Origin of the sequence: Streptomyces sp. NBC_00448, from assembly GCF_036014115.1 — a bacterium.
GTDB lineage: Bacteria > Actinomycetota > Actinomycetes > Streptomycetales > Streptomycetaceae > Actinacidiphila.
Map to the genome: position 1 here is coordinate 3,743,812 of NZ_CP107913.1, position 16,122 is coordinate 3,759,933.

17 protein-coding genes are annotated in these 16,122 nt (G+C 73.4%); 10 read left to right on the forward strand and 7 right to left on the reverse strand.

Annotated features, from left to right (window positions below; genetic code table 11):
- Positions 1-74 precede the first annotated feature (74 nt).
- Entirely contained in the window at positions 75-632 is a 558-nt protein-coding gene (locus OG370_RS15775; protein ID WP_328464719.1) for a CGNR zinc finger domain-containing protein, read from the reverse strand.
- Between the two features lie 156 nt (positions 633-788).
- Here OG370_RS15775 and OG370_RS15780 point away from each other — a divergent pair, with 156 nt between their 5' ends.
- From OG370_RS15780 to OG370_RS15795, 4 genes are all read left to right on the forward strand, one after another.
- Complete coding sequence (locus tag OG370_RS15780) at positions 789-1,157, forward strand: VOC family protein (protein WP_328464721.1); 369 nt, start codon at positions 789-791, stop codon at positions 1,155-1,157.
- Positions 1,158-1,363: 206 nt separating this feature from the next.
- Positions 1,364-2,479 (forward strand): lysylphosphatidylglycerol synthase transmembrane domain-containing protein, encoded by a 1,116-nt coding sequence (locus OG370_RS15785; RefSeq protein WP_328464723.1) that lies wholly within the window; start codon positions 1,364-1,366, stop codon positions 2,477-2,479.
- Positions 2,480-2,546: 67 nt separating this feature from the next.
- Positions 2,547-3,221: a response regulator transcription factor gene (locus tag OG370_RS15790; protein WP_093784848.1), complete on the forward strand. Its 675-nt coding sequence runs from the start codon at positions 2,547-2,549 to the stop codon at positions 3,219-3,221.
- A 12-nt stretch (positions 3,222-3,233) separates the two neighbouring features.
- A complete protein-coding gene (locus OG370_RS15795) occupies positions 3,234-4,502 on the forward strand; it encodes an ATP-binding protein (protein WP_328464727.1) in 1,269 nt (422 codons plus the stop codon).
- Positions 4,503-4,564: 62 nt separating this feature from the next.
- Here OG370_RS15795 and OG370_RS15800 read toward each other — a convergent pair whose 3' ends face one another.
- A complete protein-coding gene (locus tag OG370_RS15800; protein WP_328464729.1) occupies positions 4,565-5,104 on the reverse strand; it encodes a GtrA family protein in 540 nt (179 codons plus the stop codon).
- A gap of 195 nt (positions 5,105-5,299) precedes the next feature.
- On the opposite strand from OG370_RS15800, the gene OG370_RS15805 reads away from it, so the two are divergent.
- From OG370_RS15805 to OG370_RS15815, 3 genes are all read left to right on the forward strand, one after another.
- Positions 5,300-6,451, forward strand: coding sequence for a 5-(carboxyamino)imidazole ribonucleotide synthase (locus OG370_RS15805; protein WP_443060679.1), 1,152 nt, complete (start codon positions 5,300-5,302; stop codon positions 6,449-6,451).
- Positions 6,444-6,977, forward strand: a complete 534-nt coding sequence (gene purE, locus OG370_RS15810; RefSeq protein WP_328464731.1) for a 5-(carboxyamino)imidazole ribonucleotide mutase — start codon at positions 6,444-6,446, stop codon at positions 6,975-6,977. Before OG370_RS15805 ends, purE begins: the two co-directional genes overlap by 8 nt.
- 74 nt (positions 6,978-7,051) lie before the next feature.
- Complete coding sequence (locus OG370_RS15815; RefSeq protein ID WP_328464733.1) at positions 7,052-8,239, forward strand: dipeptidase; 1,188 nt, start codon at positions 7,052-7,054, stop codon at positions 8,237-8,239.
- Positions 8,240-8,382: 143 nt separating this feature from the next.
- On the opposite strand, the gene OG370_RS15820 is transcribed toward OG370_RS15815, so the two are convergent.
- On the reverse strand, positions 8,383-8,943 hold the full coding sequence (locus OG370_RS15820; RefSeq protein ID WP_328464735.1) for a carboxymuconolactone decarboxylase family protein: 561 nt from the start codon (positions 8,941-8,943) through the stop codon (positions 8,383-8,385).
- Positions 8,944-8,989: 46 nt separating this feature from the next.
- Here OG370_RS15820 and pdxR point away from each other — a divergent pair, with 46 nt between their 5' ends.
- Positions 8,990-10,492 carry a MocR-like pyridoxine biosynthesis transcription factor PdxR gene (gene pdxR, locus OG370_RS15825; RefSeq protein ID WP_328464737.1) on the forward strand — a complete coding sequence of 501 codons (1,503 nt, stop codon included), beginning with the start codon at positions 8,990-8,992 and terminating at the stop codon, positions 10,490-10,492.
- 79 nt (positions 10,493-10,571) lie between these two features.
- Here the strand turns inward: pdxR and OG370_RS15830 are convergent, their stop codons facing one another.
- Together OG370_RS15830 and OG370_RS15835 are read right to left on the reverse strand one after the other, a co-directional pair.
- Complete coding sequence (locus OG370_RS15830; protein WP_328464739.1) at positions 10,572-11,075, reverse strand: ATP-binding protein; 504 nt, start codon at positions 11,073-11,075, stop codon at positions 10,572-10,574.
- 142 nt (positions 11,076-11,217) lie between these two features.
- Positions 11,218-11,586, reverse strand: coding sequence for an STAS domain-containing protein (locus OG370_RS15835; RefSeq protein WP_328464741.1), 369 nt, complete (start codon positions 11,584-11,586; stop codon positions 11,218-11,220).
- Between the two features lie 261 nt (positions 11,587-11,847).
- Here OG370_RS15835 and OG370_RS15840 point away from each other — a divergent pair, with 261 nt between their 5' ends.
- Positions 11,848-12,771: an RNA polymerase sigma factor SigF gene (locus OG370_RS15840; protein ID WP_328474143.1), complete on the forward strand. Its 924-nt coding sequence runs from the start codon at positions 11,848-11,850 to the stop codon at positions 12,769-12,771.
- 54 nt (positions 12,772-12,825) lie between these two features.
- Here OG370_RS15840 and OG370_RS15845 read toward each other — a convergent pair whose 3' ends face one another.
- Positions 12,826-13,203, reverse strand: a complete 378-nt coding sequence (locus OG370_RS15845; RefSeq protein WP_328464743.1) for a winged helix-turn-helix transcriptional regulator — start codon at positions 13,201-13,203, stop codon at positions 12,826-12,828.
- A 130-nt stretch (positions 13,204-13,333) separates the two neighbouring features.
- On the opposite strand from OG370_RS15845, the gene OG370_RS15850 reads away from it, so the two are divergent.
- Entirely contained in the window at positions 13,334-13,699 is a 366-nt protein-coding gene (locus OG370_RS15850; RefSeq protein ID WP_328464745.1) for a DoxX family protein, read from the forward strand.
- A 66-nt stretch (positions 13,700-13,765) separates the two neighbouring features.
- Here the strand turns inward: OG370_RS15850 and OG370_RS15855 are convergent, their stop codons facing one another.
- Positions 13,766-16,072 carry an MMPL family transporter gene (locus OG370_RS15855; protein ID WP_328464747.1) on the reverse strand — a complete coding sequence of 769 codons (2,307 nt, stop codon included), beginning with the start codon at positions 16,070-16,072 and terminating at the stop codon, positions 13,766-13,768.
- Between the last annotated feature and the right edge of the window lie 50 nt (positions 16,073-16,122).

A 16,122-nucleotide genomic window follows, 5' to 3' on the forward strand; every position in this document is an offset into this window, starting at 1 on the left:
CGGGCCTTACCGAACTCCAGGGCGCGCGGGTCCGTACGCACGAACACGCGCCGCCGACCCGCGGCGCCCGCCGGTCACTTCCTGCTGCGGTACGCCCGCATCTTCGCCCGGCTGCCGCAGATCGCCATCGAGCACCAGCGGCTGCGGCCCGCCGGGCTGCGGTCGTAGTAGACCCAGCGGCAGGTGTCCGCGGCGCACGCCTTCATGCGCTGCCAGGTGCCGTCCGCGGTGGCCTCGGCGATCACCGCGGCCACCCGCGCGGTGAGGGCGGCGACACCGCCGGGCGCGGGCGCCGGGAGCACCGTGGCGGCGCCCAGCGGGTCGATCGCGAGCCGCAGCGGGGCGGCGGCCAGCAACCCGTCGAGCGCGGCCAGCGAGTCCGGGGGGATGTCGGTGCCCGCGTGCGCGGAGCAGGCGTCCCGCAGCGCCTCCCGGAGCACCAGGACCGCGTCGAGCCCGGCCCGGTCGAAACCCTCGGGGCCCGGGTCGACACCGCGCCCGCGCACCCAGGCGATCAGCGCCTCGGGGCTGTCCAGCTCGTCCGCCTCGTCCTCCAGGTCGACGGTGTTGACCAGGTCCTGCACCAGCCGCAGCGGCTCGGGTGCGGCATGACGGTCTCCGGGCTGTTCCACCCTCGCAACGTTACTGCCGAATCACCCTTGCGTCGTTACCACTGCTCCCCCATCATGGAGTAACTGTTACCGGCGGATGCCGTTCACAGGTAACACAGCCCGCGCAGGTGCGCACGCGACGCCTTCCGGGTACCCGCCCACCTCCAAGGAGCCCGCATGATCGGCACCCTCGGCGCTGTCGTCCTCGACTGCCCCGACCCCGTCTCGCTCGCCGCCTTCTACGCGGAACTGGTCGGCGGCACCGTCGACGCCGAGGACAAGACCTGGGTCGACCTCAACCGCGAGGGCGGCCAGCGGCTGTCCTTCCAACTCGCCCCCGACCACCGGCCGCCGGCCTGGCCCGACCCGGAGCGGCCCCAGCAGTTCCACCTCGACATCGCCGTGCCGCGCGCGGAGTTCGACGCGGCCGAGCGGCATGTGCTCGGCCTGGGCGCGGCCTTGCTGGAGGGCGACCAGGACGGGGCGCGCAACTGGCGGGTGTACGCGGACCCGGCGGGGCACCCCTTCTGCCTGTGCGCCTGCTGACCCCGTAGCCCTCCGGGCGGGCCCGCCCGGAGGAGGGGAGTCCGCCATCTCCGGGCGGGCGGCGCGCGGGTCCGGCCGACGCCAGGACGTGTCCCATCCGTGGCCTGCGCGTATCCCCGCCGTATCCCGGCCCCGCGATGCTGCCCCAGGGGGGGCCGCCCGGTCGCGCCCGACAGGCGGCGACAGGCGGGGCGGGGGCGAGGGCGATGCTGCGGACGCCGGCCAGGACCCGGCTCCGGCCGCGCACCCGCGCGCGCACCCGGACCGCGACCGACGCCGAGCCCGGCCCCGGCACGGCACCCGGCACAGAGCCCGGCGCGGCGCCGGACACCTCCCCGGCCCCGGACGCCGCCACCGGCCCCCGCAGGCCCGCCCAGGCGCCCCTGTGGCGGCGCCTGCCGCTGCGCACCCTCGCCGGACTCGTGCCCGCGGTCCTGGTGGCCGTGTGGGTGGCCCTGCACCGCTCCTTGATGGCGTCGGGCCTGCACGACATGGTCGACGCCGACCCCGGCTGGCTGCTGGCCGCACTCGCGGGCACCGGGCTCGGCTACGTCGCCAACGCCGTCGCCCGCCAGGGCTCCGTCCTGGAGCCCCTGCCGCGCGGCCGGCTGCTGGCCACCCAGTTCGCCGCGACCGCCGCCGGCCAACTCGCCCCCGCCGGGCTCGGCGCCAGCGCGGTCAACCTCCGTTTCCTGCGCGTCAACGGCGTGCCGCTGGCCCGCTCCACGGCCGCCCTGGCGCTGTACTCGCTCGCCGAGTCCGCCTGCCGCGTGGGCCTGTTGCTGGTGCTGCTCGCCGCCTACCCGCACGCCCTGCACGCCGGGGGCCTGCTGCCGGACGGAACCGGCGTCCTGCTGCTGGCCGCGGCGGCGGCCGCCACCGTGGCCGCGGCCGTCCTCACCCTGGTCCTGGTCCGGCCGCTGCGGCGCGCGGTGGCCGGGTTCGTCGGTGCCGCGCTCGCCGACGCCCGCGCCCTGCACGCCCGGCCCGGCCGCGCGCTGGCCCTGTGGGGCGGCTCGCTGGTCTTCCCGCTGCTCCAGGCCTGCTCGATGGCCGCGGTCGCGCGGGCGCTCGGCCTGCCGGTCGCGCCGGTGCACGTGGCGCTCGCCTACCTCGCCGCCACCTGCGCGGCCGCCCTGGTGCCCACCCCCGGCGGAATCGGCTCGGTCGACGCCGCCCTCGCGCTCGCCCTGGTCGCCGCGGGTTCCCCCACCGAGACCGCCGCATCGGCGGTGCTCGCGTTCCGCATCACCAGCGTCTGGCTGCCGCTGCTGCCCGCGACCTTGACGCTCAGCGCACTGATCCGCCGCAAGGTGCTGTGACCGGCCGTCGAACGGGGTCTGCGTACCACCGGGCCGGTACGGTCCGGCGCGGACTACCATCAAGCCCATGACCCGCGTACTTCTCGCCGAGGACGACGCATCCATCTCGGAACCGCTCGCACGCGCCCTGCGCCGCGAGGGGTACGAGGTCGAGGTGCGCGAGGACGGACCCACCGCATTGGAGACCGCGCTGCTCGGCGCTGTCGACCTGGTGGTGCTCGACCTGGGCCTGCCCGGCATGGACGGTCTCGACGTATGCCGCCGTATCCGCACGGAGGGCCACACCTTCCCGGTGCTGGTGCTCACCGCCCGCGCCGACGAGGTGGACACCGTGGTCGGCCTGGACGCCGGCGCCGACGACTACGTCACCAAGCCGTTCCGCCTCGCCGAACTGCTCGCCCGGGTCCGCGCCTTGCTGCGGCGCGGCACCACCGAGCCCGCCCAGCCCTCCACGCACGGGGTGCGGATCGACGTCGAGTCGCACCGCGCCTGGATGGGCGACGACGAACTCCAGCTCACCGCCAAGGAGTTCGACCTGCTGCGGGTGCTGGTCAGGGACGCCGGCCGGGTGGTCACCCGCGAGCAGCTGATGCGCGAGGTGTGGGACACCACCTGGTGGTCGTCGACCAAGACCCTGGACATGCACATCTCGTGGCTGCGCAAGAAGCTCGGCGACGACGCGGCCAACCCGCGCTACATCGCCACCGTCCGCGGGGTCGGCTTCCGCTTCGAGAAGAACTGACCCGCCCGCTCGATGCGCCGCCGCCTGATCTCCTCCACGCTGGCCGTGGTGCTCGTGGTGATCGCCGTCTTCGGCATCTCCCTGGTCATCGTGGAGGCCAGGACCATCCAGAGCAGCGCCCAGGACGGAGTGCAGTCCGAGGCGGTCCGGCTCACCGGGATCGTGGAGAACCGCATCCTGGCCGGTGAGTCGGTCGACGCCAAGGGCCTGGACCGGCAGATCGCCGACAACCGCTACGCGACCGTCCGGGTGCCCGGCCACCCCGAGGTCCGGCTCGGCGACCGCCCCTCGGGCGCCGTCCTGAAGTCGACCCAGCGCGGCGACCACGGCGAGTCCGTCACCGTCGAGGAGGCGCGCTCCACGGTCAGCCGGCAGATCGGCCGCACCCTGCTGGTGATCCTCGCGGTGGCGCTGCTCGCGGTGCTGGCCGCGGTCGCCCTCGCGGTGCGCCAGGCCCGGCGGCTGGCCAGCCCGCTCACCGACCTCGCCGAGACCGCGGAACGCCTCGGCTCCGGCGACCCGCGGCCCCGGCACCGCCGCTACGGAGTGCCGGAACTCGACCGGATCGCGGACGTCCTGGACGCCAGCGCCGAGCGGATCGGCCGGATGCTCACCGCCGAGCGGCGGCTCGCCGCCGACGCCTCGCACCAGTTGCGCACCCCGCTGACCGCGCTGTCGATGCGGCTGGAGGAGATCGTGGCCACCGCCGACGACCGCGAGGCGGTGAAGGAGGAGGCGGCCATCGCGCTCGGCCAGGTCGAGCGCCTCACCGACGTCGTCCAGCGGCTGCTGACCAACTCGCGCGACCCGCGCAGCGGTTCCGCGGTCGACTTCGACCTCGACGAGGTGATCCGGCAGCAGATCGAGGAGTGGCGGCCCGCCTACCAGAACGAGGGGCGCGCCGTGCAGCTGTCCGGCACCCGCGGGCTGCGCGCGGTCGGCACACCGGGCGCGGTGGCGCAGGTGCTCGCCACCCTGATCGAGAACTCGCTGATGCACGGCGCGGGCACCCTCGCCCTGCACACCCGGGTGACCGGCAACCAGGCGGTGGTCGAGGTCTCGGACGACGGCTCGGGGGTGCCGCCGGACCTGGGCGCCCGGGTCTTCGAACGTACGGTCAGCGGCCGCAACTCCACCGGCCTCGGCCTCGCGGTGGCCCGCGACCTCGCCGAGGCGGACGGCGGACGGCTGGAACTGCTCCAGCAGCGGCCGCCGGTCTTCGCGCTGTTCCTGGCCCAGGAGATCGCCCCGCCGCCCCCGCGCGAGCAGGTCGTCGGCTAGCCGAGCAGGTCCCCGCCGATCCGGTCATCAGCCCGGCAGGTCATCGCCCAGCAGGTCATCGGTCAGCCGATCCGGTCGGCGGCCTGCCGCTTCCGCTTGCCGGCCCTGTCCGCCTCCGCGCGCTCGGCCGCGGTGAGAAAGGACTCCGCCTGCTCCACCGCCTCGCGGGCCGGCAGCGTGCGGAACACCCAGGTGCGGTACGACCAGAACCGGAAGAGCGTGGCCACGCCGATACCGGCGAACTTGAACACGTTGCTCTGCAGCTGGGTGTCCCAGCCGAAGCCGTAGGTCGCGGTGTAGAGCACGCCGTTCTCGATCACCAGGCCGATGGCGCTGAAGAACAGGAAGAGGCTGAGCTCCTTGGTACGGCCCGCCCGGTCACGGTCGCGGTAGGTGAAGTACCGGAAGCCGACGTAGTTGAAGACGATCGACACCATGGTGGCGACGATGCTGGCTCGTACCGTCTGCAACCCGCTGTTGTGCCTGACCAGGTTGAACACGCCGATGTTGACCAGCACACCCGCCGCGCCGACCACACCGAACTTGGCGATCTCGCGGTAGAGCAGGGCCAGCTTCGAACGCAGTGCGCGCAGTCCGCTCATGGTGTCCGTGGGGCCTGTCTGTCGGGGTCTGGTTGCTCGGCTTCCTGGTGGGGTCGGAGTGCCGGGGGCGGCGTACCGACCACAGCCTAGTCGCCTCGCAGGGGAAGACGGCCGTCGAAGGCGGTGAGTTCCGTCCGGCGCCCGGCGGATATCCTGGACAGTGCCCAGCCCCGTACCACCGGCAGGACACACATCGTGACATTCCCCGTAGTCGGCATGGTCGGCGGCGGCCAGCTCGCCCGCATGACCCACGAAGCGGGTATCCCGCTCGGCATCCGGTTCCGGCTGCTCAGCGACACCCCCCAGGACTCCGCCGCCCAGGTGGTGGCCGACGTGACCGTCGGTGACTACCGGGACCTCGACACCCTGCGTGCCTTCGCCGCGGGCTGCGACGTGATCACCTTCGACCACGAACAGGTGCCCACCGAGCACCTGCGCGCCCTGGAGGCCGACGGCATCGCGGTGCGGCCCGGCCCCGACGCCCTGGTGCACGCCCAGGACAAGGCGGTCATGCGCCGCCGGCTCGCCGAGATCGGCGTGCCCTGCCCGCGCAACCGGGTCGTGGCCGACCCCGACGACGTGGTGCGGTTCGCCGAGGAGGGCACCGGCTTCCCGGTCGTGCTGAAGACCGCCCGCGGCGGATACGACGGCAAGGGCGTGTGGATCGTACGGTCCGGGGCCGATGCCGCCGAGCCGTTCAAGGCCGGGGTGCCGGTCCTGGCCGAGGAGAAGGTGGACTTCGTCCGGGAGCTGGCCGCCAACGTGGTGCGCTCGCCGCACGGCCAGGCGGTGGCGTACCCGGTGGTCGAGTCGATCCAGGTGGACGGCGTCTGCGACACCGTGATCGCCCCCGCGCCCGGGCTGCCGGACGAGCTGTCCACGAGCGCCCAGCGGCTGGCGCTGACCATCGCCCACGAGCTGGGCGTGGTCGGGCACCTGGCGGTCGAGCTGTTCGAGGTGCGCGGGCCCGACGGCACCCCGGCGGTGCTCGTCAACGAACTCGCGATGCGCCCGCACAACAGCGGCCACTGGACCATGGACGGCGCGGCCACCTCGCAGTTCGCCAACCACCTGCGCGCCGTGCTCGACCTGCCGCTCGGCGACCCGCGCCCCCGCGCGCCCTGGACGGTGATGGCCAACGTCCTGGGCGGCGACTACCCCGACATGTACCCGGCGTACCTGCACTGCATGGCCCGCGACCCGGGCCTGAAGATCCACATGTACGGCAAGGACGTGAAGCCCGGCCGCAAGGTCGGCCATGTCAACACCTACGGCGACGACCTGGCCGACGTGCGCGAGCGCGCGAGCCACGCGGCCGGCTACCTGCGAGGAACCATCGATGAGTGAAGCGCCGTCCCCCCTCGTCGGCATCGTGATGGGCTCCGACTCCGACTGGCCGGTGATGGAGGCCGCCGCGGAGGCGCTGGACGAGTTCTCGGTGCCCTACGAGGTCGACGTCGTCTCCGCGCACCGGATGGTGCACGAGATGATCGCCTACGGCGAGCAGGCCGCCGACCGCGGCCTCAAGGCGCTGATCGCGGGCGCGGGCGGTGCCGCCCACCTGCCGGGCATGCTCGCCTCCGTCACCCCGCTGCCGGTGATCGGCGTGCCGGTGCCGCTGAAGTACCTGGACGGCATGGACTCGCTGCTGTCGATCGTGCAGATGCCGGCCGGCGTCCCGGTCGCCACGGTGTCGGTGGCCGGCGCGCGCAACGCCGGGCTGCTGGCCGTCCGCATCCTGGCCGCCCATGACGCGCAGTTGCGCACCCGGATGAGCGAGTTCCAGACGTCGCTGACCGAGCAGGCGACGGAGAAGGGCAACCGGCTGCGTGCGAAGGTGAAGGGGACCGCGGGCTTCGGCTTCGCCCGGTAGCCGCGCGGACCGACGACCCGTCGCGGTGCGCGCCCCCAGGGGTGCGCACCGCCGCACGCACCTGGAGTACTGCCGTGGACCGCCTCCTCGACCGCGCCCGTGACCTGCTGGCCGCCCACCCCGTGGTGGACGGCCACAACGACCTTCCGTGGGCGCTGCGCGAGCAGGTCGCGTACGACCTGGACCGGTTCGACCTGGCCGCCGACCAGACCGCCCGCACCCACACCGACCTGCCGCGGCTGCGGGCCGGCGGGGTGGGCGCGCAGTTCTGGTCGGTGTACGTGTCGGTGTCGCTCAAGGGCGGCGCGGCGCTCACCGCGACCCTCGAACAGATCGACGTGGTGCACCGGCTGGCCGAGCGCTACCCCGACGACCTGTACCTGGCGACCAGCGCCGACGACATGGAGGCGGCGCGCGCCTCGGGCCGGATCGCCTCCCTGATGGGCGCCGAGGGCGGGCACTCCATCGACTGCTCGCTGGCCGCGCTGCGCGCCCTGTACGCGCTGGGCGTGCGGTACATGACGCTCACCCACAACGACAACACCCCCTGGGCGGACTCCGCGACCGACGAGCCCGCCGCGCACGGGCTGACCGCCTTCGGCGAAGAGGTGGTCCGCGAGATGAACCGGCTGGGCATGCTGGTGGACCTCTCGCACGTCTCCGCCGACACCATGCGCGCCGCGCTGCGGGTGGCGCAGGCGCCGGTGCTCTTCTCGCACTCCTCGTCCCGCGCCGTCTGCGACCACCCGCGGAACATCCCCGACGACGTGCTCGCGCTGCTGCCGGGCAACGGCGGTGTGGCGATGGCCACGTTCGTGCCGAAGTTCATCCTGCCTGCCGCGATCGAGTGGACCCTGGAGGCGGACGCGAACATGCGCGCCCACGGCCTGCACCCGCTGGACACCACCCCGGCCGGCATGGCCGTGCAGCACGCCTTCGAGGCCGCCCACCCCCGTCCGACCGCCACCGCGGCCACGGTCGCCGACCACCTCGACCACATGCGCGAGGTGGCCGGCGTCGACCACCTCGGCATCGGCGGCGACTACGACGGCACCGCCTTCACCCCCACCGACCTCTCCGACGTGGCCGGCTACCCGCACCTGATCGCCGAACTGCTCGACCGCAACTGGTCCGACGCCGACATCGCCAAGCTCACCTGGCACAACGCCGTACGGGTGCTGCGCGACGCGGAGTCGGCGGCGGCCGGGCTGCGCGCCGAGCGGGGGCCGTCGGCGGCGACGATCGGGCAGCTCGACGGCTGACCCGCGACCCACGACCCACGGGACGGCGCGGAGAGCGGCGGAGGCCGGCAGGCGCGGCCGGCGGAGGGCGGCCTACGGGAGCGTCGGAGCGGTCCCCTGCTCCGTTCCGCCCCTCCCGTCCGCACCCGCGCGTTCCCGCCCGTTCAGGCGCCGCTCACGGCCAGCGGCCAGGGGCGGGCCACCGCGCCGAGCCGGTTCCAGGCGTTGATCACGGTGATCGTCCACAGCAGCTCGGCCAGTTCGGTGGGGCCGAAGTGCTCCGCCGCCTCGTCCACGACGGTGTCGGACACCGAGCCGTCGGTCAGGCGGGTGGCCGCCTCGGTCAGGGCGAGGGCGGCCCGTTCGCGGGTGGTGAAGAACGGCGTCTCCCGCCAGACCGCGAGCGCGTGGAGCCGCTGCTCGCTCTCGCCGCCCGAGCGGGCGTCCTTGGTGTGGGTGTCGACGCAGTAGGCGCAGCCGTTGAGTTGCGAGGCGCGGGTCCGGACGAGTTCGAGCAACGGGGCCTCCAGGCCGACCTTGCGGGAGGCGGCGTCCAGGGCGTTCATGGCGCGGTTGATGTGCGGGGCGAGGGTGTCGACGGCGCACCGGACCGGCGGCACGACGCGGGCGTCGGCCGCGCTGCCGCTCCCGGGAGCGGAGTCGGTGGCGGAAGCGGAGTCGGTGGCGGGCTCGGTGGTCTTCGCGGTGCTGATGTCGTTGCTCACAAGGCGAACCTAGAACCGGAATGGACCGCGGATAAGATCCATTTCCATGCGCGAATCCTGGCCCACTTCGACGGATGCCGCAGGTGTGGACCTGCACCTCGACCTGCCGACCGGCCCGGGGCAGGGCGGCCGCCGCGCCGCGCTGGAGCGGGCACTGCGCGGCGCGGTCCGCGACGGCCGGCTCGCCCCGGGCGCGCGCCTGCCGTCCACCCGCCGGCTCGCCGCCGACACCGGGGTGGCGCGCGGCACCGTCAAGGCCGCGTACGACCAGCTCGTGGCCGAGGGCTACCTCGACGCGCGGCAGGGCTCGGGCACCGTGGTCGCCGACCGGCCCGGACCGCCGGCCGCCCACCCGGGCGACGGCGGCGGCCCTGCCCCCGTACCCCGCCACGACCTGCGGCCCGGCAGCCCCGACGTGACCTCCTTCCCCACCGCCGCCTGGATGCGGGCGACCCGGCGGGCCCTGGGCGCGGCTCCCTCGGCCGCGTACGACTACGGCGACCCGCGCGGCCGGATCGAGCTGCGGACGGCGCTGGCGGAGTACCTGGGGCGGACCCGCGGGGTGGTCGCGGAGCCCGGGCGGATCATCGTCACCTCGGGATACGTCCAGGCGCTCGCGCTGCTGGTGCGGGTCACGGCGCGCACGGTCGCCATGGAGGACCCGGGGCTGCCCTTCCACCGCGAGGTGGTCCGGCGGGCCGGCGGCCGGGTGGTCCCGCTGCCCACCGACGAACTCGGCGCGCGCACCCACCGGCTCGCCATGGGCGCGGGCGCGGTGGACGCGGTCGTGGTCACCCCCGCGCACCAGTACCCGACGGGCGTGACCCTGCACCCCTCGCGCCGCCATGCGCTGACCGCCTGGGCACGGGAGACCGGCGGCCTGGTGGTCGAGGACGACTACGACGGGGAGTTCCGGTACGACCGCCAGCCGGTGGGCGCCCTCCAGGGCACCGCGCCCGACCACGTGGTGTACGTCGGCACCGCCTCCAAGACGCTCGGCCCGGCGCTGCGGCTGGGCTGGATGGTGCTTCCGCCGCGGTTGGTGGCGCCTGTCGCCGAGGAGAAGCTGCACAGCGACTTCCACACCGGCGCGCTGGGCCAGCTCACCCTCGCCGAGCTGATCCGCGACCACGGCTACGACCGCCAGGTGCGGGCCGGCCGGCTGCGCTACCGCCGGCGCCGCGACCTGCTGGTGGCGCGGCTGCGGCGGGCGTACGGCACGGGGCCCGAAGGCGGCGAGGGCGGGCCGTACGGCCTGGACGGGATCGCTGCGGGCCTGCACGCCCTGCTGACCCTGCCACCGGGCGAACCGGCGGAGGCCCAGATCCGGCGGCGCGCGGAGCGGCTGGGGCTGGCGGTGGGCACGCTGGGCGACCACTGGCACGAGAGCGACGGACCGCACGAGGAGGGGCCGCGCGAGCAGGGACCCGCGCGGCCGTCAGCGGCGGCGGACCGCCCGCAGGGTCTGATCATCGGCTACGGCACGCCGGGCGAGGGGGCGTACCCGGCGGCGCTGGACGCGCTCATGGCCGCGCTGACCAGGCCGTAGCGCGGCGGCCCTCCGAGCGCCGGCCGCGGTCGGGACCACCGTTCCGTCCTTGCCCCCGCCCGCTGCGGCGCGGAGACGGCTACTGCGGAGCCGCCAGCTCCGCCCACACGGTCTTGCCCGGGCGCTCGCCGTCGCGGACCACGCCCCAGTCCAGGCAGAGCCGCTGCACGATGAACATGCCGTGGCCGCCGGGACGGCCCGCGCGGTGCGGGGAGCGCGGCGCGGGCTCGCCGCTGCCGCCGTCGACGACCTCCAGGCGCAGCGCCTTGCCGTTGCGCAGCAGTCGCAGCTCCTCGGGCCCCCCGGCGTGCAGGCACGCGTTGGTGACCAGTTCGGAGACGACCAGCAGCACGTCCTCGGCGGCGGCCTTGCGGTCGGCGGTGGACCCGGGCAGCCAGCCCCAGTCGCGCAGCGCCTGGCGGGTGAAGTCCCTGGCGCGCGGCACGATCCCGCTCTCCCCGGAAAGCGCCAGCCGCCGTACCGGCTCCGGCGCCCGCAGATCCACGTCCGACTCGCTCTCGCCGTCGCCGTCGCCCGCGTCGGGGGCGTGGTCACCCGCGGCGTACGGCCGGGTGGTGCTCATCTTGGCCTCACCTCACGGATGTCCGGCTGGGTCCGAACTGTCTTCTGCCCGGTCGATCTCCGGGAACACGCGCCACAGGTGACCAATGCGCGTGCGATCCGGCTGGTTCCTCTCATGCAGCTTGCCCCCGTCCCCGACCCCGCTACTCCTGAAGTGCCTGGTCGAGCGTTTCGTGCACGGTGAACACCGCGTCTGCGCCGGTGATCTCGAATACCCGTGCGACCGTCGGCCGCATGGCTGCCAGGTGCACCGCGCCCCCACGCGCCTCGACCTGGAGCCGCGCCCCGAGCAGGACGTTGAGCCCGGTGGAGTCGCAGAACTCCAGGCCCGAGCAGTCCACCACCAGACGGATCGCGCCCCCGTCGACGGCCGCGGTCATCGGCTCGGCGAGGAGGTCGGCGGTGTGGTGGTCGAGCTCTCCCGACGGGGTGAAAACGGTACTGCTGCCCTGCTGCCCCACCTCGACGTGCAGCCGGCCGAGACCGGCGGTGCCCACCGCCTCGTGGTCCATCTGCTCTCCCTCGCTGCGTCCCTGGTCACACACCCTGCGCCCCCGGGTGACGCGAGGCCGACCCTACGCGTTCCCGGGTGCGCGCGGTAGTCGATCCGGCAAGCCCCCGGACTTGCGGGACACCGCCGGATGGCGGTAGGGCTGAAGTACGGCAGAGGAAAGACACCCGCGCCGCAAGAGAGGGATGAGCGCATGACACCCCGGCTCGGCCCGGATCAGGACCAGGAGCGACAGGGGGGCTTCCCCACCCGCTGGGAGGGGATGCTCGGCGAGGAGACGCACGAGGCGGCACACATCGGCCACGAACACGCCGATCTCGACCACGGCGAGCACGACCACGCCGACGTCGAACACCACGGCCTCGAACACCACGGCCTCGAACTCGACGATCTGCCCGAGATCCCGCCCTACGACGAGATCGGCCCGGTGGACGCGCGGGCGCTGTCCAAGACGCTCTTCGGCCGCCTCCAGTCCCTGGAGGAGGGCACCGGCGAGTACAGCTACGTCCGCAACACGCTCGTCGAGCTGAACCTCGCGCTGGTGAAGTTCGCCGCCTCCCGGTTCCGCAGCCGCAGCGAGCCGATGGAGGACATCGTCCAGGTCGGCACGATCGGCCTGATCAAGGCGATCGACCGCTTCGAGCTGGCCCGCGGGGTGGAGTTCCCGACCTTCGCGATGCCCACCATCGTCGGCGAGATCAAGCGGTTCTTCCGCGACACCTCGTGGTCGGTGCGGGTGCCGCGACGGCTCCAGGAGCTGCGGCTGGACCTCGCCAAGGCCGGCGACGAGCTGGCCCAGCAGCTCGACCGCAGTCCGACGGTGCGCGAACTGGCCGACCGGCTCGACCTGCCCGACCACGAGGTGATCGAGGGCATGGCGGCGAGCAACGCGTACACCGCCAGCTCGCTGGACGCCCAGCCCACCGAGGACGACCCCGAGGGCGCGCTCGCCGACCGGATCGGCTACGAGGACCACGACCTCGAAGGCGTCGAGTACATCGAGTCGCTGAGGCCGCTGATCGCCAAGCTGCCGGCCCGGGACCGGACCATCCTCTCGCTGCGCTTCGTCGGCAACCTCACCCAGTCCGAGATCGGCGAGGAGCTGGGCATCTCCCAGATGCACGTCTCCCGCCTGCTCAGCCGCACCCTCGCCCGGCTGCGCCGCGGCCTGCTGGTCGAGGACTAGGACCCGCCCGCCCCGGCGGGCCACCGGCCCCGCAGAACGCCCCCGTCGGGGTGGTCAGCGGGGCCGGTTGCCGTACTCGGACCTGCTCGTCTCGATCTCCTCGTTGTGCTCGACGGCCCAGCTCGCGAGCGTCAGCGCGGGCGGGATGAGGCTCTTGCCCAGGACGGTGAGTTCGTACTCGACGCGCGGCGGGACCTCCGCGTAGGCGGTGCGGGAGACCAGCCCGTCCCGCTCCAGGTTGCGCAGCGTCAAGGTGAGCATCCGCTGCGAGATGCCGGGGATGTGCTGGTGCAGTTCGGTGAAGCGCATCCGCCCGTCGTCGAGCGTGGCCACGACCAGCATCGTCCACTTGTCGCAGATCCGGTCCAGGATCGCGCGGATCGCCCGGCCGCCGTCGCCCCGGATCATGCAGGTGTGCTCGTACCGCGCCATGACGGCCCCCTGTGCGTGTCGCCGTAGGGCACATCCGCTGTGCGTAGAGCACACGCGTGTGCCTTTTGTGGACCTCCCGACAGTGACACATGATGAGGCAACTTACGGTTCGTAACCATTGGGAGTCGCCGTGCATGTCGCGTACTGGGTCGTCGCCGTGCTGCTGGCCGTGTTCTACGCCTACGCGGGCGGCAAGAAGCTCCTGCAGGACCAGGAGCGGCTGCGGCCGATGATGGGCTGGGTCGACCAGGTGCCCATGCCGCGGGTCAGGGCGATCGGCGCCCTGGAGGTGCTCGGCGCGCTCGGGCTCGTGCTGCCGCCGTTGACCGGCATAGCGGTCGGGCTCGCGGTCGCGGCCGCGGGCGGCCTGGTCCTGGTGCAGATCGGCGGCATGGCGCTGCACCTGTCGCGCGGCGAGGTCAAGGAGATCGGGCTGAACATCGCCCTGCTGGTGCCGGCCGCGGTGGCCGTGTGGCTGGGCACGTCCCTGCTCTGACCGCCGGCCAGGTGCCCGGCGGGCGCGCGGACGGCCGGCCACCCGCACGTCCGCGCGCGCCTGCCGCTACCGGCCCGCCACGTTCGACTTCTCCGCCGCCTTCGCCGCCTCGGCGCCGAAGTCCCCGTCGGCCAGCCGCTTTTCGAGGCGCTGCCCCTCGATGTCCGAGTCGGGCACCCAGCGGCCGAACCACTTCGGGTGGTACCAGATCCGCCCGCCGATGAGGGCCATCACCGCGGGGACCAGGGTCAGCCGCACCACGAAGGCGTCGAGGAACACGCCGACCGCGAAGCTGAAGCCGATCGCCTGGATGGTCGGATTGCTGGTGAACATGAAGGCCACGAAGATCGAGAACATGATCAGCGCGGCCGCGGTGACCACCCGGGCCGACAGCGCGGTGCCGCGCTGCACGGCCGCGCGGGCGTCGCCGTGCCGGGTGAACTCCTCCTTGATCCGCGAGACGACGAACACCTCGTAGTCGCTGGACAGTCCGAAGATGATCGCGAGCATGATGATCGGCAGGAAGCTGATCGTCTCGCTCGGGGTGATGCCCAGCAGGTGCCGGCCCCAGCCCCACTGGAAGACCGCCACCTGGGCGCCGAGCGCGGCGGCCATCGACAGCAGGAAGCCGACGATCGACTTCAGCGGCACCAGGATGGTCCGGAAGGCGAAGGTCAGCAGGACGAACGCCAGGCCGACGACGGCGATCAGGAAGACCGGCAGCGCGCTGGAGAGCTTCGCGGACACGTCGATGTTGGACGCCGTGGTGCCGCCGACGAGGATGTGCGCGCCGGTGCCGGACTCGATCGTCGTCCGGTTGTCGCGCAGGGTGTGCACCAGGTCCTGCGTGGCGGAGTCGTTCGGCCCGGACTTCGGGATCACCCGGATCAGCGCCACGCCGTTCTGCGCGGCGATCGGGGTGACCTGGACGACGTCCGCCTGCCGGCCGAGCGCGGCGGAGATCTTCAGCGTGTCCGACGGCGAGGAGACGTCCTGGGCGACGATCAGCAGCGCGCCGTTGAAGCCGGCGCCGAAGCCCTCGGTGGTCAGGTCGTACGCCTTGCGCTGGGTGTTGTCGGTCGGCTGCGAGGCGCCGGACGGCAGACCGAGCCGGATGCTCGTGGCGGGGATCGCCAGCACGCCGAGCAGCACCACGCCGACGACGGTGACCAGCACCCGGTGGCGTACGACGAACCGCGACCAGCCGGCGCCCGCGGTGCTGTTCGGGTCGGCGGCGGTGCGGCGGGCCACCCGCTCGGCGTGCGCGCCGAACTTCGGCAGCCGGCTGAAGCGGGCCACCCGGCGCCCGGCGAAGCCGAGCAGCGCGGGCAGCAGGGTGAGCGCGATGAGGAGCGCCACCAGGACCGAGGCGGCCGCGGCCAGGCCCATGACGGTCAGGAACGGGATGCCGACCACGGTCAGCCCGCACAGCGCGATGATCACCGTGAGCGCGGCGAAGACCACCGAGCTGCCCGCGGTACCCATCGCCAGTGGCACGGACTCCTCCGGCGGCACGCCGCGCAGCAGGTTGGCGCGGTGCCGGGACAGGATGAACAGGCCGTAGTCGATACCGCAGGACAGCCCGAGCATCAGGGCGACGGTGGTGGAGGCGGAGGCGATGGTGATGACCGAGGCCGCCGCCGTGACGCCCATCAGGGTGGTGATCACCCCGATGATCGCGCTGATGATCGGCATGCCGGCGGCGGCGAACGCGCCGAAGGTGACCATGAGAATCCCGAACGCGATCACCAGGCCGATCAGTTCAGGCGTCTCGGAGACCTCGAAACGCCAGCCCGGGAAGACGCTGCCGTTGTATTCGACCTGCAGGCCGGCGGCGCGCACCGGCTTCATCGCGTCCTGCATGGCGTCGAGATTGGCGTCCTTGACGTCCGGTGGCTTCGCGGTCCACTGGACCTGGCCGAGGGCGATCCGGCCGTCCTTGGAGACCAGGCGCCCGGTGAACGGGTCCACGGACTTCGACACCTGCGGCACGGACGACAGCTTGGTCATCGCCGTACGGATCTCGTCCCGGGCGGCGGGCGTGGTCAGCGTGGCGCCCTTCTTGGCCGCGAAGACGATGGTGCTCTGCCCGCCGCTGAAGGCGGGGAGCTTGGCGCTCAGCACGTCGGACGCCTTCTGCGCCTCGGTGCCCGGGATCGTGAAGTCGTCGTTGGTCTTGCCGCCGCTCACCTGGGCGATCGTGACGGCGGCGATCGCGGCCACCAGCCACAGCACGAGAACGAGGACGCGTCGCCGGTAGGAGAAGCGGGCGAGGCGGTACAGATAGCTGGACATAAGTGACTTCCCCACGTCTCCCGTACATCCGAACGGCAGGTCGGCGCGGTTGCCGACCTGCTCGACGACGCTAAGCATTCACTAGCCGCTCGTCAAGTGAATGACTGGCCAGCGGCAGGTGATTCACC